The following is a 23,758-nucleotide window of genomic DNA, read 5'->3' on the forward strand; positions in this document are numbered from 1 at the left end:
TCCGAACCAACGAAAAAGCCGGCCAATTGGCCGGCTTTTCTCTTCAGGCTGTTCGCAGTCAATAGGGGCTGGCGACGTCTCCTGTCTCGACATAAACCGTCTTGAGCTGGGAGTAATGCTGAAGCGCGGCGATCGAGTTCTCGCGGCCGATGCCGGACTGCCTGGCGCCGCCGAAGGGGATTTCGACCGGCGTCAGATTGTAGGCGTTGATCCAGCAGGTGCCGGCCTTGAGCTCGCCGATGACGCGATGGCCGCGCGCAATGTCCTTGGTGAACACGCCGGCGGCGAGGCCGAACTCGGTGTCGTTGGCCCGCGCGATGACCTCGTCCTCGCCGTCGAAGGAGAGCACGCTCATCACCGGGCCAAATATCTCCTCGCGGGCGATGCGCATGTTGTCGGTCACGCCGGTGAAGACAGTCGGCTCGACGAAGGAGCCGCCTTCGAAGCCCTGCAGCGACGGCACCCCACCACCGCAACGCAATTCTGCGCCTTCGTTCATGCCAATGGAAATGTAGTCCAGGACCTTGTCGTGCTGGGCCTTGCTGACCAGCGGGCCCATCTGCGTCTCGGGGTCGAGCGGATCGCCGATGCGGATCGACTTGGTGCGTTCGACCAAGCGCTCGACGAAGCGGTCGTGCAGGCCATTCTGGACGAAGACGCGGGTACCGTTGGAACAGACCTGGCCGGTCGAGTAGAAGTTGCCCAGCATGGCGCCGCCGACGGCATTTTCGAGGTCGGCGTCGTCGAAGACGATGATCGGCGACTTGCCGCCGAGCTCCATCGTCGCGTGCTTCATGTGCGAGCCGGCGAGCGACAGCACCTTCTTGCCGGTGGGCACCGACCCGGTGAGCGAGATCTTGTCGACCACCGGATGCGAGGCGAGTGCCGCCCCCACGTCGCCGTAACCCTGGACGACGTTGAACAGCCCGTCCGGCAGGCCGGCCTCGGTGTAGATCTCGGCCAGCGCCAGCGCCGACAGCGGCGTGTTTTCCGAGGGCTTGAACACCATGGCGTTGCCCATGGCGAGCGCGGGGGCCGACTTCCAGCCGGCGATCTGGATCGGATAATTCCAGGCACCGATGCCGACGCAGACGCCGAGCGCCTCGCGCTTGGTGTAGGCAAAGGGGCCGCCGAGATCGACATAGTCGCCGTTGAAGGCGGCAATCGCGCCGGCGAAGAATTCGAGGCAGTCGGCGGCCGAAGCCGCGTCCGCCACCAGCGTCTCCTGGATCGCCTTGCCGGTGTCGAGGGTTTCCAGCCGCGACAGCTCCTCGTTGCGGGCGCGCAGGATGTCCGAGGCACGGCGCAGGATGCGGCCGCGCTCGATGGGCTTCAGCCGCGCCCAGGCCGGCTGCGCCTCGCGCGCGGCCTCGATCGCCAACTCGACGATGTTTTGTGTTGCCGACCGCAACTCGGCGATAGCTTCGCCCGTCGCCGGATAGATGACGGGGATCAGGGCTCCGCGATCGTCGTCGATGTAGCGGCCGTTGACATAATGTGAGGCTTTTGGCTGGGCGCGCATGCGTTTGCTCCAGTTGTATTTCAGTGTCCGGACGGGTTGGCCGGATGATGCTCTATCTGTCGGAGACCTGCCAGCGCGGATTGATCCACGGCTCCTGGTTCGACGGCGCGAGCGGCGTCCGGCCCAGAATGTGGTCGGCGGCTTTCTCGCCGGTCATGATCGACGGGCCGTTGAGGTTGCCGTTGGTCACGCGCGGGAAGATCGAGGAGTCGGCGACGCGCAGGCCCTCGACGCCGATCACCCGGCATTCCGGATCGACCACGCTTGTCGGGTCGTCGGCGCGGCCCATGCGGCAGGTGCCGCAGGGGTGGTAGGCGCTCTCCGAATGCTCGCGGATGAATGCGTCGAGCTCGTCGGCGGACTGCACGTGGCTGCCGGGCGAAATCTCGCTGCCGCGGAACGGATCGAAGGCGGACTGGCCGAAGATCTCGCGGGTGAGGCGGATGCAGTGGCGGAAATCCTCCCAGTCGTCGGGATGCGACATGTAATTGAAACGTATCTCCGGCTTGGCCCACGGGTCGCTCGACCGCAGCGTGATCGCGCCGCGCGACTTCGAGCGCATCGGCCCGACATGCGCCTGGAAGCCATGCGACTTGGCGGCTGCCTTGCCGTCGTAACGCACGGCGGCGGGCAGGAAGTGGAACTGGATGTCGGGATAGTCGACGCCGGCTTTTGAGCGGACGAAGGCTGCCGCCTCGAAATGATTGGTGGCGCCGAGGCCGGTCTTGAACAGCAGCCACTCGGCACCGATCAGCGCCTTGGAGAACGGGTTGAAGACCGAATGCAGGGTGATCGGCTGGGTCGCCTCCTGCTGGATGTAGAGCTCCATATGGTCTTGCAGGTTCTGGCCGACGCCGCGCCGGTCGGCCACGACTGATATGCCGTGCTGCTTCAGGTGTTCGGCGGGGCCGATGCCCGACAGCATCAGCAGCTTGGGCGAGTTGATCGAGGACGCAGCGACGATCACCTCACGTCGCGCCTTGACGACCTGGATCTTCTTGCGGGCTTCGATCTCGACGCCGACGGCGCGTTGATTCTCGATCACCACGCGCCGGGCAAAGCCATTGACGACACGGACATTTCCGCGCTTCAGCGCCGGCCGCAGATAGGCGTTGGCGACCGACCAGCGGCGCCCGCCATGGATGGTCTGTTCCATGGCGCCGAAGCCTTCCTGCTTGGAGCCGTTGTAGTCGTCGGTCAGTTCGAAGCCGGCCTGATGGCCCGCCTCGACGAAGGCCTGGTAGAGCGGGTTCTTGCGCGGGCCGCGCTGCACGTTGAGCGGACCCGAAGTGCCACGCCAGCCGTCCTCGCCGCCGTTCGAATGCTCCATGCGCTTGAAGTAGGGCAGCACGTCGGCATAACCCCAGCCGGTGGCACCCTGTTCGGCCCAATGGTCGAAGTCGTGGGCATGGCCGCGGACATAGACCATGCCATTGATCGACGACGAGCCGCCGAGCACCTTGCCGCGCGGGGTGGCGAGCACGCGGCCGCCGAGATGCGGTTCGGGTTCGCTCGAATAGCCCCAGTCGTAGCGGCTCATGTTGAGTGGGATCGATAGCGCCGACGGCATCTGGATCAGCGGGCCGAAGTCGGTGCCGCCATATTCGATGACGATCACCGAGTTTTTGCCGTCCTCCGACAGGCGATAGGCCATGGCCGAGCCGGCTGAGCCGGAGCCGACGATTACGAAATCTGCTTCAAGCATTGTTCACATGGACCATGAAATCGGCGAGCGAGACATTGCCGCCGGTTGCGACGACGAGCACGGTCTTGCCGGCCACGTCGACCTTTCCTCCCAGAAGCGCCGCGAGCGACGAGGCACCCGATGGTTCGAGCACGAGCTTCAGGCGCTCGAAGGCCACCTTCATCGCGCCGCGGACGGCTGCGTCCTCGACCGTCAACCCGCGCACATTGGTCGTCGTGGCCGCGGCATAGGGCGCTTCGCCGGGCTTGCGTGCCATCAGGCCGTCGCAGATCGACTTCGGACCCAGCGGCATGGTTTCGATCGCGCCATGGGCCAGCGACGAGCCCATGCCGTTGAATCCTTGCGGTTCCACCGCGAACACCTGCGTCGATGGCGAGAGGTAGTGGAAGGCCAGCGCCACGCCGCCGATGAGCCCGCCGCCGCCGACCGGGCAGAGCACGACGTCGGCGGCAACGCCCTTTGCCGCCAACTGGTCGAGTGCTTCGAGGCCTGCACCGGCCTGGCCGGCGACGATCTCCGGATCGTCGAACGGATGGAGCAAGGCGAGGCCTTCGGTCTCCGAGATCTCTCGTGCCTTGGCGGCGGCGACTTCTTCTCGGGCGCGCTCACCATGGTCGGTCAGCACGACGCGGGCGCCGTAGCCCTTGGTCGCCTCGCGCTTGGCTGCGGGAGCGTCGATGGGCATGACGATGGTGACGGGAATGCCCAGCGCCTGGCCGGCGGCGGCAAGGCCCTGGGCGAAGTTGCCGGAGGAGTAGGCGACCACGCCGCGCTGCGCTTCGTCTGGCGTGAGTTGCTTCAGCCGCCAATAGGCGCCGCGCGCCTTGAAGGAGCCGGCCCATTGCAGCGACTCCGCCTTGACGAAGACGCGCGCAGCACCCGTCTCGCGGGCGAGCGCAGCGGATTCGAGCAGCGGCGTCAGCTGCGTCGCGCGCGATGTTTCGGCATAGGCCTGGCGCAGCCTGTCCAGGCTCGGAACTGTGGTGGTCATCACTCGCCTCTCGGAAAACGCTTGCTCTCTTCGAGCACGTTCAGGTCCATGTGGTTGCGCATGTAGCGTTCGGATGCTTTTTGCAGCGGCTGGAAATCCCACGGGTAGTAGGCGCCGTTGCGCAGCGCGGGATAGATCACCCAGCGGCGCGCCTGGCTTTCGCGCACGGCAGCGTCGAACGCCGCCATGTCCCAGCGAGCGCGGACCTTGGCCATGAAGCCGGCCACAAGATCGGCGTGAGCGGGATCTGCGGCGAGGTTGTCGAGTTCACGGGGATCCGATTCCAGATCAAACAGTTGCAGCGGGTCGATCTCGCAGTGGACGAACTTGAAGCGGCCGTCTCGGATGGCGACCAGCGGTGCGTAGGAGCCTTCGGCTGCGTATTCCATCAGCACCGGAGCGGTACGCTGTTCGCCGCGCGCCAGCGGCAGCAGCGACTGCCCGTCGGTCCAGGGTGCAATGGCCGAGAGGTCGATGCCGGCGAGGTCACACAGCGTCGGCAGAACGTCGAGATTGGACGTCGGCGCCTCGATCAATCCAGCCGCGATCCCCTTGCCGGCGACCATGAGGGGCACCCGCGCGGAGCCCTCGTAGAAGCACATCTTGAACCACAGGCCGCGCTCGCCGAGCATGTCGCCGTGGTCGGAACAGAACAGGATGACGGTGTCGTCGAGCATGTTGGTGCGCTCGAGCACCGACAGGAGTTCGCCGACCTTGTCGTCGATGTAGGAGATGTTGGCGAAGTAGCCTCGGCGCGAGCGGCGCACCTGCTCGGGCGTGATGTCGAAGCTGGCGTAGTCGCTGGCAAGGTACAGCCGCTGCGAATGCGGGTCCTGCTTGTCTTCTGGGATGAAGCCGACCTCGGGTTCGAGGGCAGGGCATTCCTCATAGAGGTCCCAGTACTGGCGGCGCGCGACATAGGGGTCGTGCGGGTGGGTGAAGGAGACGGTGAGGCACCACGGGCGAGGCTCGGCCTGATCGGAGACGCGGGCGAAGTCGTAGAGCTTCTGGGTGGCCAGGAAGGCAACCTCGTCGTCATACTCCATCTGGTTGGAAATCTCTGCCGTGCCGGCGCCGGTGACCGAGCCGAGATTGTGGTACCACCAGTCGATGCGCTCGCCCGGCTTGCGATAGTCGGGCGTCCAGCCGAAATCGGCGGGGTAGATGTCCGTCGTCAGCCGCTCCTCGAAGCCGTGCATCTGGTCCGGCCCGACGAAATGCATCTTGCCCGACAGCACGGTGTGATAGCCGGCGGCGCGCAAATGGTGGGCGAAGGTCGGGACCGATGACGTGAATTCGGCGGCGTTGTCGTAGACCCCGGTGCGCGACGGCAGCTGTCCGCTCATGAAGGCGGCGCGGCCTGGCGCGCAGAGCGGCGAGGCGGTGTAGTTGTTCCTGAACCGTGCCGCCCGTGCCGCCAACGCCTTGAGGTGCGGGGCATGCAGGAAGCCGGCGGGACCGTCGGGGAAGAAGGTTCCGGCCAGTTGGTCGACCATGACGATGAGAATGTTTGGCTTCCTGGTCATCGTGCGCGGACCGCCTGCGAGAGCTTGGTTTCCAGATAGTCCTCGACCAGTGCGATCGCAGACGCAGCGTTGGGGATGCCGTCGCGCAGGGCCCGGCGAATGTAGAGCCCGTCGATCAGCGCGGCTGTCGCCTCGGCGACGTGCTCGGCGTCCGTGCGGGGCAGCAGCCGTGTCAGGCCGCTCATCAGGTTCGATTGCAGGCGGTGGGCGTAGATCCGCAGCAGGCGGCGCAGGGCCGGCGACTTCTGCGCCTCGACATAGAAGGCAAGCCAGGCGGCGATGGTCTCGGCGCGGAACTGCTTTTCGGAGAAATTGACCGAGATGACGGCCGAAACGCGCACACGCGGGGTCTCGGCAACGCGGAGTGCCGCAGTCGTGTCGATCAGCAGTTCGGACAGGAGATGTCGCATGGTGGCGGCGAGCAGGTCTTCCTTGGCGCCGAAATAGTGGTGGGCGAGGGCGGAAGACACGCCAGCACGGCCGGCGATTTCCGACATGGTCACGTCAAGGCTGCCGCGTTCGCCGATCGCCGAGATCGTCGCGTCGATCAGCGCCTTGCGGCGCAACGGCTCCATTCCGACCTTGGGCATGCAAGCTCCTCCAATGTTCAGGGTATTTTTAATTGACGCATCAATCAATAAAAAACACGGCGCATTTCGTCTCGAATGCGCCATTGAAAGTGGCCGGTAATTGTTCATATTTGAACGGAATTGAAGGGCGTTGGAATCGCCCGGCAAATGGCGCAACATGCCAATGGCGATGGAGACGAAGATGACCGCATGCATCGTGGGCTGGGCGCATTCGCGCTTCGGCAAGCTGGAAGGCGAGACGCTGGAAAGCCTGATCACGCAGGTTGCCACCGAGGCGCTGGCGCATGCCGGCATCGGGCCCGACGATGTCGACGAAATCGTGCTCGGCCATTTCAACGCCGGTTTTTCCGCCCAGGATTTTACTGCGAGCCTGGTCCTGCAGGCCGACGACCGCCTGCGTTTCAAGCCGGCGACGCGTGTCGAGAATGCCTGCGCGACGGGTTCGGCTGCGGTGCGCCAGGGCATTCGCGCAGTCAACGCCGGACAGCGCATCGTGCTGGTGGTCGGTGCCGAGCAGATGACCACGACGCCGGGGCCGGAAATAGGTAAAAACCTGCTCCGCGCCTCCTACCTGCCTGAGGATGGCGACACCCCGGCGGGGTTTGCCGGCGTGTTCGGCAAGATCGCCCAGGCCTATTTCCAGCGTTATGGCGACCAGTCGGACGCGCTGGCGATGATCGCCGCCAAGAACCACAAGAACGGCGTCGACAATCCCTACGCCCAAATGCGCAAGGATTTCGGCTTCGACTTCTGCCGCCAGGAAAGCGAGAAGAACCCGTTTGTCGCCGGCCCGCTGAAGCGGACCGACTGCTCGCTGGTGTCGGATGGGGCTGCGGCGCTCGTCTTGACCGACAGCAGGACCGCGCTGAGGATGCGCCGTGCGATCGCCTTCCGTGCCAACGAGCATGTGCAGGACTTCCTGCCGATGTCCAAGCGCGACATCCTCCAGTTCGAAGGGTGCGAGTTGGCATGGAACCAGGCGCTGAGATCGGCGGGCGTTGCGCTCGACGACCTGTCCTTCGTCGAGACGCATGACTGCTTCACCATCGCTGAACTGATCGAATATGAAGCGATGGGCCTTGCGCCGCGCGGCGAGGGCGCCCGCCTCGCCATGGAGGGCATCACCGCCAAGGGCGGCCGCCTGCCGGTCAACCCCTCCGGTGGCCTCAAGTCAAAGGGCCATCCGATCGGCGCCACCGGCGTGTCGATGCACGTGTTGACCGCCATGCAGCTTGCCGGCGAGGCGGGCGGCATCCAGGTCAAGGATGCCAAGCTCGGTGGCATCTTCAACATGGGCGGCGCGGCTGTCGCCAACTATGTCTCGATCCTGGATCGCATCAGATGAGGCATTCCGCCGTGGTCATCGGCGGCGCGTCGGGCGTCGGCCTTGCAGTGGCCGAGCGCCTGATAGCGGACGGATGGCCGGTGGCGGTGATCGATGACGACGGCGGCGCTCTCGAAGCGGCCGAGGACCAGATCGACAACGACGACGTCGTCTTCATCGAAGCCGACCCGACCGACGAGGACGACATCGCCGAGGCGTTCGACCAAGTGGTCGACAGGCTTGGCCTCGTTGGCGGGCTTGTCTCGATGGCGGGTTTCGCCCGCAGTGCTGCCATCGAGGACACCAGCGCCGAAATGCTGCGGGAGGCGCTCGACGTCAACCTCGTTGCCCCCTTCATCGCGGCACGGGCAGCGCTCGAGCGGATGGGCGCCTCGCTCTCGATCGTCAGCATCGGCACGGTGGCCGGGCTTCGGGCCCATCACGGGCAATTGGCCGTCGCCGCGTCGCAGGCAGGGCTCAAGCTCATGTCGGAAGTGCTGGCGCTGGAATATGCCGGCCGCGGGGTGCGCGTGAACGCCATCGCCGCTGGGCCTGCGGATATTGCAGGCAATGGCGGCATCGCACGGCATCATGTGCCGCAAGGCCGCGGTGCCGAGCCGGATGAGATTGCCGCCGCCGCCGCTTTCTTGCTGTCGCCGGAAGCCAGCTACATCAATGGCCACACGCTCGCCGTGGATGGCGGATTTCTCGCCGGTGGGTTATCGGGGGACAGGTCATGACGCCTGGCTGACTGGTGGCGGACGTGGCCCAACCTCGATTCGCAAGAAGGCACGCAAACAATGACGAATCCGGTTCTGGTCGAGGTGCTGCGCGGCGACCTCGTTGAAAGCGCACATCGTGGCGCAGTCATCGTTGTCGATGGCGATGGCAAGACCGTTTTTGCCGCCGGCGATGCCGACCAGCCGGTATTTCCGCGCTCGGCGGTCAAGGCGATCCAGGCGTTGCCCTTCGTCGAAAGCGGTGCGGCCGATGCCTATGGCTTCGGCGATCGGGAACTGGCCCTCGCCTGCGCCTCGCATTCGGGCGAGCCGGCTCATGCCGAACTGGCGAATGCAATGCTTGCCAGGGCCGGCCTCGGGCCGGACGCGCTGGAGTGCGGAGCTCACTGGCCTTCCAACCATGCGGCCACGATAGCGCTCGCGCGCAGCGGCGCATCGCCGAGCGCCTTGCACAACAATTGTTCGGGCAAGCACTCGGCCTTTGTCTGTACCTGCCGTCACCTCGGCATCGCCCATCTCGGCTACGTCAGGCCGGAGCACCGCTTCCAGCAAATGATCCGCGAGACGATGGAAGCCGTCACCGGTGCGCCCCACAATGAAACGAACCGGGGAACCGACGGCTGCTCCATCCCGACCTTTGCCGTGCCGTTGCAGAACCTGGCGCGGGGCTTTGCGCGCATGGTCACCGGCAATGGCCTGGATGCGGAAAGGGCCAAGGCTGCGCGGCGGCTGATGTCGGCCTGCATGGCAGAACCTTTCCAGGTCGCTGGAACCGACAGGGCAGACACGGAGTTGATGCAGGCTGCACCAGGACGAATCTTCGTCAAGGTCGGCGCCGAAGGCGTTTTCTGCGCGGCTGTGCCGGAACTTGGGCTCGGCATCGCGCTCAAATGCGACGACGGCGCGGGCAGGGCTGCCGAGGCTATGATCGCGGCGGTCCTTGCCAGGCTTTTGGCTGGCGACGAGGCGTTGTCCTCGACCCTGGCCAAGGCGGCGAGGCCGGTGCTGAAGAACTGGAACGGGATCGAAGTCGCATCGCTTCGCCCCACTTCTGCGTTTGCCTGAAGCATAAATGGTCGGTCAGTTTGGCTGGCTTGTTATCGGAGCTATGAACACCTAGGTTCAATTCATGAGCAGAGCTTTCACCCGCGAAGATGACAGCGAAAACGTCATTGCCGATATCGGCGAGCGGCCGGTCAGTTCGTCGCGAAATCTCGTGACCGAACAAGGCCTCGTCCATATCGAAGCCCAACTCGCGAACCTGCGCGAGGATCTGGCAAAGGCCGAGGCCGATGCCGACCGCGAACGGATCGCGACTGTATCGCGCGACCTGCGCTATTGGCAGGCACGGCGCGAAAACGCCGAGGTTTCGGTGCCCGAACCCGACACATCGGTCGTCCGTTTTGGCATGAAGGTGAGCATCGAGGACGATGACGGCAAGCGTCACGCCTGGCGCATCGTCGGCGAGGACGAGGCCAACGCGGCCAAGGGCAGCATTTCGCATGTCTCGCCCATGGCCCAGGCCATGTTCGGCAAGGCGGTCGGCGAAGTCGCCACCGTCAACGGCCGCGACTGGGAAATCGTCGAAATCCAGGTCTAGCCTTCGACGGCAACCGTGTGGTCGCGGAAGAACGCGGCCGCACCTGCTTCATCGATTTCGCCTGCGGCGATACCCATGACAAACAGGTAGAGCGCGCCATCGTCGGCGGTCAATTCGTAGCCATTGACGGCGAGGAAGGTGCCGGCAGCTACGATGGCCGTCCGTTTGTTGCCATCGACGAAGGCATGGTTGCGGGCAATGCCGAAGAGATATGCCGCGGCGAGTTCGATGATCGTGGGCTCGCCGTAGGCGGCCTTGTTCTCTGCCCGTGCCAAGGCCGACTCAAGCGCATTTTCGTCGCGAAGCCCTTGGGCGCCGCCATGGCGTCTGAGCTGCTCGGCGTGCATCGCTTCGACAACACGCCGGGACAGGAAGAGTGCGCTCATTCGGCCAGCTTCTGAAGCGCTACCTTGTACTTGTCCATGAATTTGCTGGCGGCTTCCATTTGCCGCTCGAACACGTCGTCGGTTGGCTTCAGTGTCAAACCGTCCTTGGTCTCGACAATCTCCAGCGTATCTCCAGCCCGCAGATTATGGCGGTCGAGCACCTCCTTCGGCAGGATCACGCCTTCCGAATTTCCGATCTTGCGAACCGTCACATTCATGGTCCAGTCTCCATGTTATAACTCATGTATAACATGAGCGATCGCCCGAACCAAGCCATTGTCGCTCGGGCGGGCGGCCACTATACCTTGCAGGTGGCCGCGTCGCGGTCGGGAAATAGCATTGCCGGAGACAACGCCCATGGCGCAGGACGACAGCATTTTCATTGGTGCCAGCCGCAAGCCCGACGACAGTTTTCAAAGGCCCGAGGAACTGCTGTTGAAATACGGCAACCGCCACGGTCTTGTCACTGGCGCCACCGGTACCGGCAAGACGGTGACGCTGCAGATACTCGCCGAGGGCTTCTCGAATGCCGGCGTGCCGGTGTTCTGCGCCGACATCAAGGGCGACCTGTCCGGCATCGCGATGATGGGTGAGGCCAAGGATTTTCTCACTGCCCGTGCCGAGGCGATCAAGCTCGACCCATACGACTTCCAGGAATTCCCGGTCATCTTCTGGGATCTGTTCGGAGAACAGGGCCATCCGATCCGCGCGACCATCTCGGAAATGGGACCGCTGCTGCTGTCGCGGCTGATGAACCTCAGCGAGGCGCAGGAAGGCGTGCTCAACATCGCCTTCCGCATCGCTGACGAAGAAGGAATGCTGCTCCTCGACATGAAGGACCTGCAGGCATTGCTGGCCAATGTCGCCGAGCGGGCCGACGAGATCGGCGCGCGCTACGGCAATGTCACCAAGCCGTCGGTGGGCGCCATCCAGCGCTCGCTTCTGGTGCTGGAGCAGCAGGGCGGCAACAACTTCTTTGGAGAGCCCGCGCTGAAGATTGCCGACATCATGCGCACCACGCGCGACGGTCGCGGCGCCATCAATGTGCTCGCCGCCGACAAGCTGATGATGAACCCCAGGCTTTACGCGACGTTCCTGCTCTGGCTGCTGTCGGAGCTGTTCGAGGTGCTGCCCGAGGTCGGCGACCCGGACAAGCCCAAGCTGGTGTTCTTCTTCGACGAGGCGCATCTGCTGTTCGACGAGGCGCCGAAGATCGTCGTCGACCGGGTCGAGCAGGTCGTGCGCCTGATCCGCTCCAAGGGCGTCGGCGTCTATTTCGTCACCCAGAACCCGCTCGACGTCCCGGAAACCGTGCTGGCCCAGCTCGGCAACCGCGTCCAGCATGCCCTGCGGGCATACACCCCGCGCGAGCAGAAGGCGGTCAAGACGGCAGCCGATACCTTCCGCCCCAATCCCGATTTCGATTGCGCCAAGGCCATCACCCAGCTCGGAACCGGCGAGGCGCTGGTCTCGACGCTCGAAGCCAAGGGCGTTCCGTCGATGGTGCAGCGGACGCTGATACGCCCGCCGGCTTCGCGGCTTGGCCCGATCACGCCGCAGGAGCGCCAGAAGCTGATTAACGAGAGTCCGGTCGCCGGGCAGTACGATCAGACGGTCGACCGCGAATCGGCGTTCGAAATGCTGCAGAAGAAGGCGCTCGAAGCACAGAAGGCACAGGAGCAGGCACAGCAGGCGAACACCGGTGGCGGTGGCGGCGGTTGGACCATTCCGGGCTTTGGCAATGATGCGCCGCCGGCTTCGGGCGGCCGCAACACCGGCAACGCGCCGAGGCCGCGAACCTCAAACCGGCAGACTGTGACCGAAGCGGCACTGAAGTCGGTCGTGCGCTCCGTGGGATCGTCGGTCGGCCGCGCGCTGGTGCGCGGAATTCTCGGGAGCCTGAAGAAAGGCTTCTGAACAGGAAAGCCACAGCAATACGAAAAACGGCGCGTCATCGACGCGCCGTTTTTCGTTGGTGACCAAGCTCAGGGTCAGGCCGTGCCGAGACCGCTGGTGACCAGGATCGGTGTCTTGCCGGGGACGCGATCGTAGAGATCGATGATGTCCTGGTTCATCAGGCGCACGCAGCCCGACGAAACCGACTTGCCGATCGTCCACCATTCCGGCGAACCGTGGACGCGATAGAGCGTGTCCTCATTGTTCTGGAAGATGTAGAGGGCACGCGCGCCGAGCGGGTTGTTGAGGCCCGGTGCCATGCCGCCATTCCTGACGCTGTATTTTTCGAGTTCGGGCTGGCGGCCGATCATTTCGTCCGGCGGGGTCCACTTGGGCCACTTGCGCTTCCACTGGATGACAGCACGGCCCTGCCAGGCAAATCCGGCGCGGCCGAGGCCGACGCCATAGCGCATCGCTTCGCCGTTTTCGCGGACGAGATAGAGGAAGTGCGTCGAGGTGTCGACGACCACGGTGCCGGGCCGCTCGCCGGTGGGATCGCGGACGATCTGGCGCAGGAACTGCGGCTTCACCTTCTTGAGCGGGATGCCGGGGATTTCATAACCCTCGTCTGTGACGGGGGCATACATGTTGGCAAAGTCGCCGAAGGCGGGATCTACGCTGACCGGCGGCGGCGCGATCGGGCGCGCATCGACGATCTGACCACCTCCGCCAACGGTAGAGCAGGCAGAAAGCGCTGCCGACGCGGCGCCCGCTGCCGCCAGGTTCAAGAAGCCGCGACGGCTGAGCGGACGTGATTCTGTGAATGTGGACATGACTGCGATCTAGAGTTCCAGTTCGAAAGAAATGGTGAATTGAGAGGAAACGAACTGCGTCGCCCCTTAACGCTCGCGGAGATAGGCGGGTCAAATTCAGACCTTAGGGTGGACAAAGCATGGCGAAGCTGTGACAGGCCAATCACTGTTGCGTTATGGCAACAATACTGACCCAAGGATAGCTAACCAATTGTAACTAAACCTTCCAGCGACGGCAGGATGAGCGAGGGCGGCAGATCGCGATACTCGTCCGGCTGGTCGCTGCGGTTGATCCAGACGGTGCGGCAGCCGAATTTCGCCGCCCCTGCAATGTCCCACCGATTGGACGACTGAAACGACATCGCTTCCGGATAAAGCCGCCAACTGCTGGCGACGAGGTCGTACACCGACTGGTCCGTCTTGAAACGGCGGACGCTGTCGACCGAAAACACTTCGTCGAGGATAAGGTCCAGCCCGGCCGAACGCACGGCTGCTTCCAGCATGGCTGGAGAGCCGTTGGAGAGAATGGCGAGCCGGGCGCCGTTTTCTTTCAGGTTGCGCAGCACCCCCGGAACCTCGGGATAGCAGTCGAGACGCCAATAGGCCTCGAGCAGCTTGCTGCGTATCGCGGGATCGATCGAAGGCACCTTGCGGAAGGCAAAGTCGAGCGCCTGCTCGGTCAGTTGCCAGAAGTCGGCATATGCGCCCATGAGCGTCCGCACCCAGGAATATTCGAGCTGCTTGGCCCGCCAGATCTCGGACAGAAGCTGGCCTTCGGGGCCGATGTCGGCCGAATGGCGGCGCACGGCCGCATGGACGTCGAACAGCGTGCCATAGGCGTCGAATATGTAGGCGGCGTGGCGCATGCCTGTGGTTTTCCAACGGCTTGGCGCCGAGCGCAAGCGCAACTATCGGCTGGCTCCAACATTTCGCCGTGCTGCCGATTGACGGGGCGAGCCAAAGCCTCTTCCATACCGGCGATCAACAAGATGGATGGGAAACACCATGACGCTCGCGGCGGCTGCACAATCCACGACCTGGAGCTTTGTCGATGGCGACTGGCACGAGGGCAACGTTGCGATCATTGGCCCGCGAAGCCATGCCATGTGGCTCGGCTCGACCGTCTTCGATGGCGGCCGCTGGTTCGAAGGCGTCGCCCCCGACCTCGAGGCGCATTCGCGCCGGGTCAATTCCTCGGCCATCGCATTGGGCATGAAGCCGACCATGAGTCCCGAGCAGATCGTTGGGCTGACCTGGGACGGGCTCAAGAAGTTTGACGGCAAGACGGCGGTCTATATCCGCCCAATGTATTGGGCCGAGCACGGGGGCTACATGGGTGTGCCGGCCGACCCGGCATCGACCCGGTTCTGCCTGTGCCTCTACGAATCACCGATGCTTCCGCCCACCGGCTTTTCGATCGGATTGTCGCCGTTCCGCCGGCCAACCCTCGAAACCATGCCCACCAATGCCAAGGCCGGCTGCCTGTATCCAAACAATGGCAGGGCCATTCTCGAAGCCAAGATGCGCGGGTTCGACAACGCCCTGGTGCTCGACATGCTGGGCAACGTTGCCGAAACCGCTTCGTCCAACATCTTCCTGGTCAAGAATGGGCAGGTGTATACCCCGGCTGCCAATGGAACGTTCCTTTCCGGGATCACCCGAAGCCGCACGATCTCGCTTCTTGCCGAAAGCGGCATGTCAGTCGTCGAGAAGACGCTTTCGGTGCGCGAGTTCCTGGAGGCCGATGAAATCTTTTCCACCGGCAACCATTCCAAGGTTGTTCCGGTCACCCGCATCGAGGATCGAATTCTGCAGCCGGGACCGGTAGCAAAAAAGTCTCGCGAGCTATATTGGGAGTGGGCGCACTCGACCGGCAAGGCTTGAGTGTAGCGAAGAAAAACAGCGTCTCTCGTCTGTTGTCACACGATGATGACGACCTATCTGTAGACGGCATAGTCATGCCGCGAAATTGCCAGCAAGGGAGTATGATCCATGGCTTTTGAATTGCCCGAATTGCCCTACGACTACGAGGCGCTGCAGCCCTTCATGTCGAAGGAGACGCTTGAGTATCATCACGACAAGCACCACAAGGCCTATGTCGACAACGGCAACAAGCTGGCTGCGGAAGCGGGCATGGACAAGCTGTCGCTGGAAGAGGTTGTGAAGCAGTCGTTCGGCAAGAACGCCGGCCTGTTCAACAACGCGGCCCAGCACTACAACCACGTCCACTTCTGGAAGTGGATGAAGAAGGGCGGCGGCGGCAACAAGCTGCCGGGTGCGCTGCAGAAGGCAATCGATGCCGACCTGGGCGGCTACGACAAGTTCAAGGCCGATTTCATTGCCGCCGGCACGACGCAGTTCGGCTCGGGCTGGGCCTGGCTGTCGGTCAAGGATGGCAAGCTCGCCATCTCCAAGACCCCGAACGGCGAGAACCCGCTGGTTCACGGCGCAACCCCGATCCTCGGCGTCGACGTCTGGGAGCACTCCTATTACATCGACTACCGCAACGCCCGTCCGAAGTATCTCGAGGCGTTCGTCGACAGCCTGATCAACTGGGACTACGTGCTCGAGCTCTACGAAAAGGCCTGAGCCCCATCCATCGTGGCCGGCCGCATCTCCCGATGCAGCGCGCGGCAACAACGCGACTTTTCCAGGAACCCCGGCCATGGCCGGGGTTTTTGCATTTGCGTGGCAATGTTTGAAAAAGACTAACAGTCACGCAAGCGTGAAGAGAATTCCGGGACGAATTGGGCCAGTTTCGCCGTTCGCGCTAGGCAGCTTATTGCAACCGAGAGGAGACCTGATGAGAAAGTTTGTACTCGCCGTCGCAGCGATCGCACTCGCTACCACTGCGGCATTCGCCGATGTGATTACCGACCGTCAGGCGGTAATGAAGGAGAACGCAAGGCAAGTCGGAACACTCGTCAAGATGGTCAAGGGCGAATCTGCTTTCGACGCTGCCGCTGTCCTGGCGGCTCTGACGGCACTCAATGACAATGTCCAGAAGATCGACGTTGCCGCATCCTTCCCTGCCGGAAGCGACCAGGGCGACACCACCGCTTCGCCCAAGATCTGGGAGGACGCCGCCGGGTTCCAGGCTGAAGTCGACAAGTTCAAGGCGGTGACGGCTTCCGCAGTCGCTGCCCCGGCCCAGGACCTGGATGCCTTGAAGGCGCAGGTTGGCACCATCGGGCAGACGTGCGGCACCTGCCATGAGGCGTTCCGCGTCAAGAAGGGCTGATCCCTTCGCATGGGTGCTTTCAAGAAGTTCGCAGTGGCGGCTCTGGCGCTGGGCGGCGCCGGAGCCGCGGCTCTCTGGTGGCTGGCGCTGCCGGAACGGCTGAGCCCTGATGCCGTGGCTGCCCTGGGAACCGGCGACGCGGCACGGGGACAGCGCATCTTCGACGCCGGCGGTTGTGCCTCCTGCCACGCCAAGCCGAAATCCGAGGGCGAAGCCCGGCTTCTGCTTGCCGGCGGCGTTGAACTGAAGACAGGGTTCGGTACCTTCGTGGCGCCGAACATTTCCACCGACCCGAACGACGGCATCGGCGCATGGTCGCTGGAAGACTTCGCCAATGCCATGCTCAAGGGCGTGTCGCGCGAGGGACAGCACCTCTACCCGGCGTTTCCCTACGCCTCCTATGCCCGCATGAAGCCCGCGGAGGTCGCTGATCTCTACGCCTTCATGAAAACGCTGCCGTCTGTCGCGGGCAGTGCGCCAGGCCACACGCTGCCATTTCCCGTCAGCATCCGGTCGGGCGTTGGGCTGTGGAAGCTGCTCTACCTGAGCGACCAGCCCGTGGTCGCCTTTGCCGACGGCACGCCGGACAAGGTCCTGCGCGGTCGTGACCTCGTGGAGGGGGCGGGGCATTGTGGCGAATGCCACACGCCGCGCAGCCCTGCCGGCGGGGCCGACAGGACCCAGTGGCTTGCCGGGGCCGCGGCCGCCGAGGGCCAAGGCATCGTGCCCAACATCACGCCGGAAGGCAGCGGGATCAGCGGCTGGTCGGAGAGCGACATCGCCAGCTACCTCGAAACCGGCTTTACGCCGGAGTTCGATTCTGTCGGCGGCACCATGGTCGAGGTGCAGAAGAACATGGCAAGGCTGAGCGCCGAAGACCGCGAGGCGATTGCCGCCTACCTCAAGGCAACGCCGCCCCATCCCAACGGCTACCCCGCGCCACAGCCCAAGCCGGCTGGTTGAGGAAACCGGCGGCCAATGGCCGCCGGTCTGCGGCGGTCAAGCGCGCCCGGCAACCTTCAATGCGAAGGCGTAGTTGAAGGCGATCTCCTCCAGCCTGGAGAAGCGGCCCGAGGCGCCGGCGTGGCCCGAATCCATGTTGATCTTGAACAGCACCGGACTGCTACCCGACTTGCGTTCGCGCAGGCGCGCGGCCCATTTGGCCGGCTCCCAGTAGGTGACGCGCGGATCGGTCAGTCCGGCCACGGCCAGGATTGGCGGATAGTCGAGCGCCGCCACATTGTCATAGGGCGAATAGGCGGCAATGGTCTTGTAGTCGTCTTCCGAGGCGATCGGGTTGCCCCATTCCGGCCACTCGGGCGGCGTCAGCGGCAGGGTGTCGTCGAGCATCGTGGTCAAGACATCGACGAACGGCACTTCGGCGATGATGCCGGCAAAGGCTTCCGGCGCCATGTTGGCGATGGCGCCCATCAGCATGCCGCCGGCCGAGCCGCCCTGGGCGACGATGCGGTCATGCGCCGTGTAGCGCTCGGCGACAAGATGGTGGGCGCAGGCGATGAAATCGGTGAAAGTGTTGGTCTTCGCTGCGCGCTTGCCATCGTCATACCAGGCGTAGCCCTTGTCCTTGCCGCCACGGATGTGGGCGATGGCATAGACGAAACCGCGATCGACCAGCGACAGGCAGTTGGTGTTGAACGAGGCCGGAATGGTCATGCCGTAGGAGCCATAGCCATAGAGCAGGCATGGTGCCGTGCCGTCCAGCGGGGTGTCGCGATGGTGGATCAGCGAGATCGGCACCAGTTCGCCATCGGGCGCCGGCGCCATCAGCCGCCGCGTGACGTAGTCCTCGGCATTGTGGCCGGAGGGAACCTCCTGCGTCTTGAGCAGGACGCGGTCGCGCGTGCGCATGTTGTAGTCGAACAGCTGCGTCGGTGTCGTCATCGACGAATAGGAAAACCGCATGGTTTCGGTGTCGTATTCATAAGATCCCGACAGGCCGAGCGAAAACGCTTCTTCCGGGAAGGAGATGACGTGCTCCGCGCCGGTTGCGCGCTCATGCACGACGATGCGCGGCAGGCCTTCCTTGCGTTCCAGGCGAACCATGAAATCCCTGAAGCCGATGACCGACAGGATCAGCCGGCCTGGCTCGTGCGCGACCAGTTCCTTCCAGTTGGCGCGCTCCGGATTTGCCGCGGGCGTGGTCATGATCTTGAAGTCCTTGGCGCCGTCGGCATTGGTCAGTACGAAGAAGATGTCGCCGCCTTCCTCGAGGTCGTATTGCAGGCCGGTTTCGCGCGCCGCAACGAGAGCCAGCGAGGCGAGGGGATTGCTGGCGGGAAGCAGCCGGTACTCCGAGGTCTCATGGTCGCTGATCGAGATCATGATCCAGTCATTGCTGCGGGTGCCGCCGACGCTCATGAAGAAGCCGGGATCGGTCTCCTCGTAGATCAGGCGGTCGGCCGAAACGTCGCTGCCGAGCGCATGGTAGAACACCTTCGAGGGCCGGTGGTTGGGGTCGAGGCGGGTGTAGAAGAAGCCGGCATTGGCCGCATCCCACTCGCCCGAGCCGCCAGTATCGCCGACGATGTCGGCGAGCTCGGCACCGCTTGCCAGGTCGCGGACGCGCAAGGTGTAGAACTCCGATCCCTTGTCATCGAACGCCCATATCAGGCGGCCATGATCGGAGGAGTGGTCGATGCCACCGAGACGGAAGTAGGCGTGACCCTCGGCTTCCTTGTCGCCGTCGAGGATGATCTCTTCCGCGCCGCCGTCGCTCGGCAGGCGGAAATAGCGCGGCTGCTCGCCGCCTTTCTTGTAGGATGAGCCGTAGGCGAAGGGGCCGTCCTTCATCGGCACCGAAGAATCGTCTTCCTTGATGCGTCCCTTCATTTCATCGAACAGTTTCTTGCGCAGGTCTGCCGTGCCGGCCATCAGTTCGGCCTGGTAGCTGTTCTCTGCTTCGAGATGCGTGCGGATTACCGGATCGAGCAGGCTCGGGTCGCGGAAGACCTCCTGCCAGTTGTCGGCGCGCAGCCAGGCATATTCGTCGATGCGGGTGATGCCGTGCCGGGTGTCGGAAACGGGGCGACGCTCGGTCGACGGCGGGGCGATGTCGGCGAAAATGGCAGGTCGGGTCATTGGGTCTCGCAGGGCGTGAATCTTGAATGGCGAATGAACACGGCGATCAGGGCGGGTTCAAGGGCTGAGTTGCATTGTGCGTCAACGTTCCGAATGACCGGCGAGCCCGGAGGAGAGAAATGAGTACGTTGTTGAAGACTGCCGCCGCCCTCGCTGTCGCCTCGACCGTTGCGGTGTTCGCCGGTCAGGTCCAGGCATCTGCCTTTGCTGCCTGGCAGGTGAGCGATGTGCCGTTCGGCGACACGCTGAACATCCGCAAGTATCCGTCCAGCGGGTCGCAGAAGCAGGCTGCCTATCCCAATGGCACCGTGCTGCAGATGACGGGAAAATGCACTGGCGGGCTCGATCTGTTCGACATTACGCATTTGCCGGAATGGAAGCAGGCACAGCGTGTGCGCTATCGCTGGTGCCAGGTCTGGCATGATCCGGCCCAGAACGGGCAATTTGCCACCGGTTGGGTCTACGGCAAGTACATCACGCCGTATTGAACGAGCGATACTGCCGACAGGCGGCGGCTTCCATTCCCAAACAAGAGACTGAAGAAGACCTGTCGTGAACGGCCGTGCTGGTGATTATCTTGCTGGAGGCCTGATCGCGACGGGTGCGTTGCTTGCCTTGAGCGGCACTCCGGGACTGCTGCACCTGCGCGATATCTGACACCTGATTCATGGCTCACGTCATTCGTTCTTGCCACGTATGTCGGCGAACTTTCCACGGCACTGCGAGGCTGGTCGAAGCAGCGTTATTGGTGCTGGCGGCGCCGATTTCGGTCGATTTTCTTGCCAACGCGACTTATTCGGCCGGATTTCGCCGTGGCAGGGGAAACCCGGCGACGATTCTCCTGAAACTGTGGCGGGGGACAAGAACAACCGCGATATCGCCACCTAACGCCGACAATGACCCCGATGAGAAGCTTTTAGCGTTGTGTAACTTAATCTCGTGTGATGACATTGCCCTGTCAAAAACGCTCATTTGTTAGAGAAGTGATGAATGCATTGTTCTTGAAGTTGCAAAGAATAGTGAATTGACTTGTTATCGCTGCAGGCTCATTAAAGTGATGGAACGCGACTCGTAATGGCAAATTACGATACAAGATCGCGCCGCATCCCGGTCGCAATATCGGGCAAAAAACAACCAGTCACATTGGGGCCTGAAGCATATGGATACTTCCGAAACGCCTGCATCAAATAGCGAAACGCTGATCGAGCTGACCGCCGACGTGGTGGCCGCTTATGTCAGCAACAATCCGGTCCCGGTGGGAGAACTTCCGGGGCTTATCGCCGACGTTCACGCCGCCCTCGGCCGCGTCGGCAACGTCGCCGACACACCGCCCGCCGACAAGCAGAAGCCAGCCGTCAATCCGAAGCGCTCGGTACATGACGACTACATCATCTGCCTGGAAGACGGTAAGAAGTTCAAATCGCTCAAGCGTCACCTGATGACGCACTACAACATGACGCCCGACCAGTATCGCGAGAAGTGGGGCCTCGACGCCAGCTATCCGATGGTCGCGCCCAACTATGCAGCAGCTCGCTCGCAACTGGCCAAGAAAATGGGCCTGGGCCGCAAGCGCAAGGGCAAGTAATACTCCCTTTGACAGACGTTCAGCGAGCGGCGCCTTCGGGCGCCGTATTGCTTTTGGGCCGACGCCGGCGCGGCCTGAGCGACAGACGTCCAGGCTGGTCGGGGAAGACACCTTTCAGCCGGTCGCGCACCTGCTTCAGCGCGATGTGGCGGTTGAGATCGTAGCTCCAGTGGCGGTTGACGCCCCTGAGCCGTTCGCGCTCGATCGCCCGTTCGAGGCGCTTCAGCAGGGCCAACGTCGATGTCGGCTCGGCGGACAACGCATGTGAAAGCTCGATCCCGCAACAGATTTGCAGCGCTGCCCGTTGCCGGGCGTCGGTGAACTCGGACAGCTTGTTCTGCTTGAAGGCTGTAATCTCATTCGAAAAATCCCGCATCGCGATCCTGCCTGATGTGACTGTGATCGTGCGATGATGCAGCCACCTCGAGGGGTGGGGAGAAACTGCGCCAAGAATTCATCGGGTCGGAATAAATAGAACAATGATTACAGCGTGTTGAAGTTTTCCCCTTCCTTCGAATGTTCTTTTTTTGTTCACACCCTGCGGCACGACGGATATAAGAACTTATTCCTATCTTGAGAGGGGAAGAGTTCGGTGGGATCCACGTCGGCAACATTGGTCAAACGGCAGAAGGAGGCGCGCGCCGCTGCCGCCAGGGAAGAGCGATCCGCTGAAGAGCTGATCGCCGGCCGGCGTCATGACCAGGTGGTGGAGCGTTGCGATGCGATGATCGACCTCATGGCGGCGCTGTTCGGCGTGCCGAGCAGGGAGATTCGCCGCGTTGGCCGAACCGGCAACGACATCAGCCGGCTCCGGCAGATTGCCATGTATGTTGCCCATGTCGTGTTTCGCCTCAGCATGCGCGAGGTCGGCCGTGGTTTCGGGCGCGACCGGACAACGGTGCTTTACGCCTGCCATACTGTCGAGGACCTGCGCGACGACGCCGAGTTCGACCGGATCGTGGCGCTGGCGGAGCGGGTGGCGATCGCCGCATTTCGCGACCGGCTGGAGGGATGACATGAGCATCGATGACGAGAAGGCCCTGAAGCGCGTGCTCGCACTGCTGGCCAAGGGCGCTGCGGAATGCGAACCGGCCGCGACCGGCGGCAAGATGGTGCTGGAGAACGACAGGAGTGACAGGATCGCTGTCGGCGCCGACGTGCTTGCGGTGCTATCCCGGCAAGGGCTTGTCGTTTGCGCTGGCCGCACGTTGCGGCTGACGCCGGACGGACAAGCCGCCGCGCGCCGACAGGAGAGCCCGACCGATCCGTTCCAGAGCCAGCACCGCGACCTCGACACGGCGATGGTCGACACCGCTACCGGGCGACAAGCCGCGCTGATCAACCTTTCGGAGTCGCCACTCGGCCAACTCGCCCGACGCAAGAGCAAGGCGGGCCAGCCGTTCCTGAACAATAGCGAGTTCGTGGCTGGCGAGCGGCTGCGTTCCGACTATACGCGCGGCCAGATCATGCCGCGCATGGGCGCCAACTGGGTGGCAAGCGTCTCTTGTGGCAAGCGCAGTGCCGGCGGCGGCGTGGCTGAACTGACGGATGCGGCGCTCGCCGCACGGCAGCGCGTCGACAGGGCCATCGATGCGGTCGGGCCGGAACTCTCCGGCGTCCTGATCGACGTCTGCTGCTTCCTTAAGGGGCTGGAACGTGTCGAAACCGAGCGCGGCTGGCCGGTGCGGTCGGCCAAGGTCATGCTCAAGTCGGCACTTGGCGTGCTGGCCAGGCACTACAATCCTCCCCCCGCTTCCGCTGGCCGCAAGGTCCTGCATTGGGGGGCCGAGGATTATCGTCCGCGCATGAGCGGAACTCAGGCGACCTGATGCAGGGCAGCTTCGGCGTCGCGCTTGATGCGCTTGACCATCGAGCGCAAGCCATTGGCGCGTTGCGGCGAAAGGTGCTCGTTGAGGCCCAGCGACTTGAGCGTGGCTTCGGCATCGGTCGCCATGATCTCGCTGGCGCGATGACCCGAAAACAGGGCGAGCATGATGGCGACGAGCCCGCGGACGATATGGGCGTCGGAATAGCCCTCGAAGCGGATGACCGGATCGGCGCCTTCGTCCTTGTGGGTAACGAGCCAGACCTGGCTGACGCAACCCTGCACCTTGTTGGTGTCGGTTTGCGCGCTCTCCGGGAAGCTGGGAAGTGCCTCGCCCAACTCGATGACATAGCGGTAGCGGTCCTCCCACTCGTCAAGGAAGGAGAAGTCGTCGCGGATGGTGTCTATCGAGGTCGTCATGGTGATCTGGATATAGTGCCAGCGCTGCGGCCCGTCACGAAAAAAAGGAAATACGCCGCAGGTGCCGGAGGCGGGCGATCTGCGGCGGGGCATTGGTATCTGCCCGAAAGTCGCAATCAGTGTGCCGGGGCCTCGACGGCCGGTTCGTCGTCCGTTGCGGGAACGCTGCCGGTCTGGGTCGCCGTGTCGGGCTGCCCGAACTGCTGGTCGAGCGCCTCATAGGCGATACGGGCGCTCTCGCGCGCCCTGACACCGATGGTCTGCATCGCCGCCTTGCCGGTTTCGCAAACATCGGGCTTGCGTTCGCAGATGCCGGCGAGGTCGCCAACGGCCTCGCGCGCGGCAAAAATGGCCTGCAGCGGGCTCACGCTGTTCTCGCCGTCGGGACCCGTGCCGAGCGGCAGGAGGAGCAGGACGAGTGAGAACCAGAAAGCGGTTCTGAAGAGAAAGCCCATGGGAAGCCTCGTGTGGTCTGTCGCGGCCGAATTTATGCGGC

General features: G+C 63.6%; 26 protein-coding genes. 13 read left to right on the forward strand and 13 right to left on the reverse strand.

What is annotated here, in order from left to right; all coding sequences use genetic code 11:
* Window positions 1-58: 58 nt before the first annotated feature.
* From betB to betI, 5 genes are read right to left on the reverse strand one after another with little or no spacing between them, the layout of a single operon-like run.
* Window positions 59-1,522 carry a betaine-aldehyde dehydrogenase gene (gene betB / locus ASC75_RS18090; protein ID WP_055978361.1) on the reverse strand — a complete coding sequence of 488 codons (1,464 nt, stop codon included), beginning with the start codon at window positions 1,520-1,522 and terminating at the stop codon, window positions 59-61.
* Between the two features lie 52 nt (window positions 1,523-1,574).
* On the reverse strand, window positions 1,575-3,227 hold the full coding sequence (betA, locus tag ASC75_RS18095) for a choline dehydrogenase (protein ID WP_055978362.1): 1,653 nt from the start codon (window positions 3,225-3,227) through the stop codon (window positions 1,575-1,577).
* Window positions 3,220-4,218 carry a threonine/serine dehydratase gene (locus tag ASC75_RS18100; RefSeq protein WP_055978363.1) on the reverse strand — a complete coding sequence of 333 codons (999 nt, stop codon included), beginning with the start codon at window positions 4,216-4,218 and terminating at the stop codon, window positions 3,220-3,222. The genes betA and ASC75_RS18100 overlap by 8 nt, the downstream gene beginning before the upstream one ends.
* The gene (betC, locus tag ASC75_RS18105) at window positions 4,218-5,744 is read right to left on the reverse strand and encodes a choline-sulfatase (RefSeq protein WP_055978364.1); all 1,527 of its coding nucleotides are present in this window, start codon (window positions 5,742-5,744) and stop codon (window positions 4,218-4,220) included. The genes ASC75_RS18100 and betC overlap by 1 nt, the downstream gene beginning before the upstream one ends.
* On the reverse strand, window positions 5,741-6,334 hold the full coding sequence (gene betI, locus ASC75_RS18110) for a transcriptional regulator BetI (RefSeq protein ID WP_055978365.1): 594 nt from the start codon (window positions 6,332-6,334) through the stop codon (window positions 5,741-5,743). The genes betC and betI overlap by 4 nt, the downstream gene beginning before the upstream one ends.
* Before the next feature lie 181 nt (window positions 6,335-6,515).
* Here betI and ASC75_RS18115 point away from each other — a divergent pair, with 181 nt between their 5' ends.
* The 4 genes from ASC75_RS18115 to greA all read left to right on the forward strand — a co-directional run bounded on the left by ASC75_RS18115 (window position 6,516) and on the right by greA (window position 9,998).
* Window positions 6,516-7,679 carry an acetyl-CoA acetyltransferase gene (locus ASC75_RS18115; RefSeq protein WP_055978460.1) on the forward strand — a complete coding sequence of 388 codons (1,164 nt, stop codon included), beginning with the start codon at window positions 6,516-6,518 and terminating at the stop codon, window positions 7,677-7,679.
* A complete protein-coding gene (locus ASC75_RS18120) occupies window positions 7,676-8,398 on the forward strand; it encodes an SDR family oxidoreductase (RefSeq protein ID WP_055978366.1) in 723 nt (240 codons plus the stop codon). Before ASC75_RS18115 ends, ASC75_RS18120 begins: the two co-directional genes overlap by 4 nt.
* Window positions 8,399-8,458: 60 nt before the next feature.
* On the forward strand, window positions 8,459-9,463 hold the full coding sequence (locus ASC75_RS18125; protein WP_055978367.1) for an asparaginase: 1,005 nt from the start codon (window positions 8,459-8,461) through the stop codon (window positions 9,461-9,463).
* 64 nt (window positions 9,464-9,527) lie between these two features.
* Window positions 9,528-9,998 (forward strand): transcription elongation factor GreA, encoded by a 471-nt coding sequence (greA, locus tag ASC75_RS18130; protein ID WP_055978368.1) that lies wholly within the window; start codon window positions 9,528-9,530, stop codon window positions 9,996-9,998.
* Here the strand turns inward: greA and ASC75_RS18135 are convergent.
* Both ASC75_RS18135 and ASC75_RS18140 read right to left on the reverse strand, forming a co-directional pair.
* Window positions 9,995-10,384, reverse strand: a complete 390-nt coding sequence (locus ASC75_RS18135; protein WP_055978369.1) for a type II toxin-antitoxin system death-on-curing family toxin — start codon at window positions 10,382-10,384, stop codon at window positions 9,995-9,997. The genes greA and ASC75_RS18135 overlap by 4 nt on opposite strands.
* A complete protein-coding gene (locus tag ASC75_RS18140; protein ID WP_055978370.1) occupies window positions 10,381-10,602 on the reverse strand; it encodes an AbrB/MazE/SpoVT family DNA-binding domain-containing protein in 222 nt (73 codons plus the stop codon). The genes ASC75_RS18135 and ASC75_RS18140 overlap by 4 nt, the downstream gene beginning before the upstream one ends.
* A 139-nt stretch (window positions 10,603-10,741) precedes the next feature.
* Here ASC75_RS18140 and ASC75_RS18145 point away from each other — a divergent pair, with 139 nt between their 5' ends.
* Window positions 10,742-12,301 (forward strand): helicase HerA-like C-terminal domain-containing protein, encoded by a 1,560-nt coding sequence (locus ASC75_RS18145; protein WP_055978371.1) that lies wholly within the window; start codon window positions 10,742-10,744, stop codon window positions 12,299-12,301.
* Between the two features lie 74 nt (window positions 12,302-12,375).
* Here the strand turns inward: ASC75_RS18145 and ASC75_RS18150 are convergent, their stop codons facing one another.
* Both ASC75_RS18150 and ASC75_RS18155 read right to left on the reverse strand, forming a co-directional pair.
* The gene (locus ASC75_RS18150; RefSeq protein ID WP_055978372.1) at window positions 12,376-13,113 is read right to left on the reverse strand and encodes a L,D-transpeptidase; all 738 of its coding nucleotides are present in this window, start codon (window positions 13,111-13,113) and stop codon (window positions 12,376-12,378) included.
* A gap of 182 nt (window positions 13,114-13,295) precedes the next feature.
* Window positions 13,296-13,958: a haloacid dehalogenase type II gene (locus ASC75_RS18155; RefSeq protein ID WP_055978373.1), complete on the reverse strand. Its 663-nt coding sequence runs from the start codon at window positions 13,956-13,958 to the stop codon at window positions 13,296-13,298.
* Between the two features lie 139 nt (window positions 13,959-14,097).
* Here ASC75_RS18155 and ASC75_RS18160 point away from each other — a divergent pair, with 139 nt between their 5' ends.
* From ASC75_RS18160 to ASC75_RS18175, 4 genes are all read left to right on the forward strand, one after another.
* Complete coding sequence (locus tag ASC75_RS18160; RefSeq protein WP_055978461.1) at window positions 14,098-14,976, forward strand: branched-chain amino acid aminotransferase; 879 nt, start codon at window positions 14,098-14,100, stop codon at window positions 14,974-14,976.
* Between the two features lie 108 nt (window positions 14,977-15,084).
* On the forward strand, window positions 15,085-15,681 hold the full coding sequence (locus ASC75_RS18165) for a superoxide dismutase (protein ID WP_055978374.1): 597 nt from the start codon (window positions 15,085-15,087) through the stop codon (window positions 15,679-15,681).
* A gap of 214 nt (window positions 15,682-15,895) precedes the next feature.
* Window positions 15,896-16,333 (forward strand): cytochrome c, encoded by a 438-nt coding sequence (locus ASC75_RS18170; protein ID WP_055978375.1) that lies wholly within the window; start codon window positions 15,896-15,898, stop codon window positions 16,331-16,333.
* A 9-nt stretch (window positions 16,334-16,342) separates the two neighbouring features.
* Entirely contained in the window at window positions 16,343-17,296 is a 954-nt protein-coding gene (locus tag ASC75_RS18175) for a cytochrome c (RefSeq protein WP_055978376.1), read from the forward strand.
* Window positions 17,297-17,332: 36 nt separating this feature from the next.
* Here the strand turns inward: ASC75_RS18175 and ASC75_RS18180 are convergent, their stop codons facing one another.
* Complete coding sequence (locus ASC75_RS18180; RefSeq protein ID WP_055978377.1) at window positions 17,333-19,432, reverse strand: S9 family peptidase; 2,100 nt, start codon at window positions 19,430-19,432, stop codon at window positions 17,333-17,335.
* A gap of 119 nt (window positions 19,433-19,551) precedes the next feature.
* Between ASC75_RS18180 and ASC75_RS18185 the strand changes: the two genes are divergently transcribed.
* Together ASC75_RS18185 and ASC75_RS18190 are read left to right on the forward strand one after the other, a co-directional pair.
* On the forward strand, window positions 19,552-19,920 hold the full coding sequence (locus ASC75_RS18185; RefSeq protein ID WP_055978378.1) for an SH3 domain-containing protein: 369 nt from the start codon (window positions 19,552-19,554) through the stop codon (window positions 19,918-19,920).
* A gap of 671 nt (window positions 19,921-20,591) precedes the next feature.
* Window positions 20,592-21,017, forward strand: a complete 426-nt coding sequence (locus ASC75_RS18190) for a MucR family transcriptional regulator (RefSeq protein WP_055978379.1) — start codon at window positions 20,592-20,594, stop codon at window positions 21,015-21,017.
* Between the two features lie 19 nt (window positions 21,018-21,036).
* Here the strand turns inward: ASC75_RS18190 and ASC75_RS18195 are convergent, their stop codons facing one another.
* Window positions 21,037-21,393, reverse strand: coding sequence for a cytoplasmic protein (locus ASC75_RS18195; protein WP_244487867.1), 357 nt, complete (start codon window positions 21,391-21,393; stop codon window positions 21,037-21,039).
* A gap of 216 nt (window positions 21,394-21,609) precedes the next feature.
* Between ASC75_RS18195 and ASC75_RS18200 the strand changes: the two genes are divergently transcribed.
* Both ASC75_RS18200 and ASC75_RS18205 read left to right on the forward strand, forming a co-directional pair.
* Complete coding sequence (locus ASC75_RS18200; RefSeq protein WP_244487868.1) at window positions 21,610-22,032, forward strand: helix-turn-helix domain-containing protein; 423 nt, start codon at window positions 21,610-21,612, stop codon at window positions 22,030-22,032.
* Window position 22,033: 1 nt separating this feature from the next.
* Window positions 22,034-22,846, forward strand: coding sequence for a DUF6456 domain-containing protein (locus tag ASC75_RS18205; protein ID WP_055978380.1), 813 nt, complete (start codon window positions 22,034-22,036; stop codon window positions 22,844-22,846).
* Here ASC75_RS18205 and ASC75_RS18210 read toward each other — a convergent pair.
* Window positions 22,834-23,262, reverse strand: a complete 429-nt coding sequence (locus ASC75_RS18210) for a SufE family protein (RefSeq protein ID WP_055978463.1) — start codon at window positions 23,260-23,262, stop codon at window positions 22,834-22,836. The two genes, ASC75_RS18205 and ASC75_RS18210, sit on opposite strands and share 13 nt — an antisense overlap.
* Window positions 23,263-23,378: 116 nt before the next feature.
* Window positions 23,379-23,717, reverse strand: a complete 339-nt coding sequence (locus tag ASC75_RS18215; RefSeq protein ID WP_055978381.1) for a DUF5330 domain-containing protein — start codon at window positions 23,715-23,717, stop codon at window positions 23,379-23,381.
* Between the last annotated feature and the right edge of the window lie 41 nt (window positions 23,718-23,758).

The sequence above is a fragment of the Aminobacter sp. DSM 101952 genome (genome assembly GCF_001424795.1).
In the GTDB taxonomy this organism is placed as follows: Bacteria; Pseudomonadota; Alphaproteobacteria; order Rhizobiales; family Rhizobiaceae; genus Aminobacter; species Aminobacter aganoensis.